Annotated in this window: 1 protein-coding gene; it reads left to right on the top strand. The window is 74.8% G+C overall.

All coding sequences use genetic code 11. The annotated features are described in order from the left end of the window. On the top strand, positions 1-2,249 hold a 2,249-nt coding region (locus ACIQOV_RS38205; protein ID WP_401055363.1), incomplete at both ends, for a condensation domain-containing protein.

Genomic DNA, 2,249 nt, shown 5'->3' with positions numbered 1-2,249 from the left:
GGTGCCCGGCGAGCTGTACATCGCCGGCACCGGGCTGGCGCGCGGCTACCTGAACCGTCCGGGCCTGACCGCGGAGCGCTTCGTGGCCTGCCCGTTCGGCGGGCCGGGGGAGCGCATGTACCGCACGGGCGACCTCGCCCGCTGGCGCGAGGACGGCACGCTCGACTACCTGGGCCGCACCGACGACCAGGTGAAGATCCGCGGCTTCCGGATCGAGTTGGCGGAGATCGAGTCCGCCCTGCTCGCCCGGCCGGGCGTGGCCCAGGGCGTGGTGATCGTCCGCGAGGACGTCCCCGGCGACAAGCGGCTGACCGCCTACGTGGTGCCCGAGGGGGGCGCGGCGGTGGACACCGCCGCCCTGCGCGCGGAGCTGGCGGCGGTGCTGCCGGACTACATGGTCCCGTCCGCGGTGCTCGCCCTGGAGGCGCTGCCGCTGACGGCCAACAGCAAGCTGGACCGCCGTGCTCTCCCGGCCCCGGACCACGCGGCGGCGCTGGAGGCGTCCTACCGGGCGCCGCGGACACCGGAGGAGCAGCTGCTGTCCGAGGCGTTCGCGGACGTCCTGGGCCTGCCGCAGGTCGGCGTCGACGACGACTTCTTCGAGCTGGGCGGGCACTCGCTGCTGGCCACCCGGCTGGTCAGCCGCGTCCGTTCGGCGCTGCGGGTGGAGCTGCCGCTGCGGGTGGTCTTCGAGAGCCCCACCGTGGCCGCGCTGGCGCCCCGGCTGTCGAAGGCGGAGCAGGCCGCGCCCGCGCTGGTCGCCACCGCCCGTCCGGACGTGGTGCCGCTCTCCCTGGAGCAGCGCCGGATGTGGTTCCTCAACGAGCTGGACGGCGCGAACGCGGCCTACAACATCCCGCTGGCGCTGCGGTTCGAGGGCGCCCTGGACCGGTCGGCGCTGGCGGACGCCCTGCGGGACGTGGTGGCGCGGCACGAGGTGCTGCGGACGGTCTTCCCGGCCCCGGCGGGGGAGCCGCGGCAGCGGGTCCTCGCTGTGGGCGAGTACCGCTGCGAGCTCGCGGTGGTGGAGGCGGCCGCGGCCGATGTCGACGGGCTGCTGGCCCGGGAGGCCGCCCGCCCGTTCGACCTGGCCACGGAGATCCCGATCCGGGCGACCCTGTTCGCGGTCGGGCCCGAGGAGCACGTCCTGCTGGTGGTGATCCACCACATCGCCGGCGACGGCTGGTCGATGCGGCCGCTGGCGCAGGACCTCTCGTCCGCCTACACGGCGCGCAGCACCGGCGGCGCGCCCGACTGGGCCCCGCTCCCGGTGCAGTACGCCGACTACACGGTGTGGCAGCGCGAGCTGCTCGGCGCGGACGACGACCCGGGCAGCGTGCTGAACCGTCAGCTCGCCTACTGGGAGAAGACGCTCGACGGCACCCGGCAGCAGCTGGAGCTGCCGGCGGACCGTCCGCGCCCGGCGGCGCTGACCCACCGCGGCGGGGTCGTCGAGCTGACCGTCCCGGCCGGGCTGCACGAGGAGCTGACCAGGCTCGCCCGGGCCGAGGGCGTGACCATGTTCATGGTGCTCCAGGCCGCCCTGGCCACGATGCTGTCCCGCCTCGGTGCGGGGGAGGACATCCCGATCGGCACGGCGGTCGCCGGGCGTACGGACGCGGCCATGGACGACATGGTCGGGTTCTTCGTCAACACCCTGGTCCTGCGGACGGACCTCTCCGGCTCGCCGACGTTCTCCGGCCTGCTCAACCGGGTTCGCGAGGCGGGACTGGAGGCGTTCGCGCACCAGGACGTCCCGTTCGAGCGCCTGGTGGAGAGCCTGGCCCCGGCCCGCTCGCTGACCCACCACCCGCTGTTCCAGGTCATGCTGGTCCTCCAGAACAACGAGGGGGCCACGCTCGACCTGCCCGGGCTGGACGTCAGCGGCCTGCCGAACGGCAGCTGGCCGGCCAAGTACGACCTCGACTTCACCTTCGAGGAGTGCTTCACCGCCGACCGGCGCCCGGCCGGCCTGCGGGGCCGCATCGTCTACGCCCGGGACCTCTTCGAGCACGGGACGGCCGAGCAGTTCGGCGCCAGGCTGCACCGGGTGCTCGCGGCGATGGCCGCCGATCCGCGCCAACCGGCCCACCGGGTCGAGGTGTTGGGCGAGGCGGAGCGGGAGCTGGTGCTGTTCGGGTGGAACGACACGGCGCGTGAGGTGCCGGCGGTGACGCTGCCGGAGCTGTTCGAGGCGCAGGCGGTGCGGACGCCGGGTGCGGTGGCGGTGTCGGACGCGTCGGGTGGTG

Origin of the sequence: Kitasatospora sp. NPDC091257, assembly GCF_044757675.1 — a bacterium.
Classification (GTDB): domain Bacteria; phylum Actinomycetota; class Actinomycetes; order Streptomycetales; family Streptomycetaceae; genus Kitasatospora; species Kitasatospora lactacystinica.
Note: the sequence above shows the minus strand (reverse complement) of the source record. Positions and strands in the feature narration are given on the sequence as shown.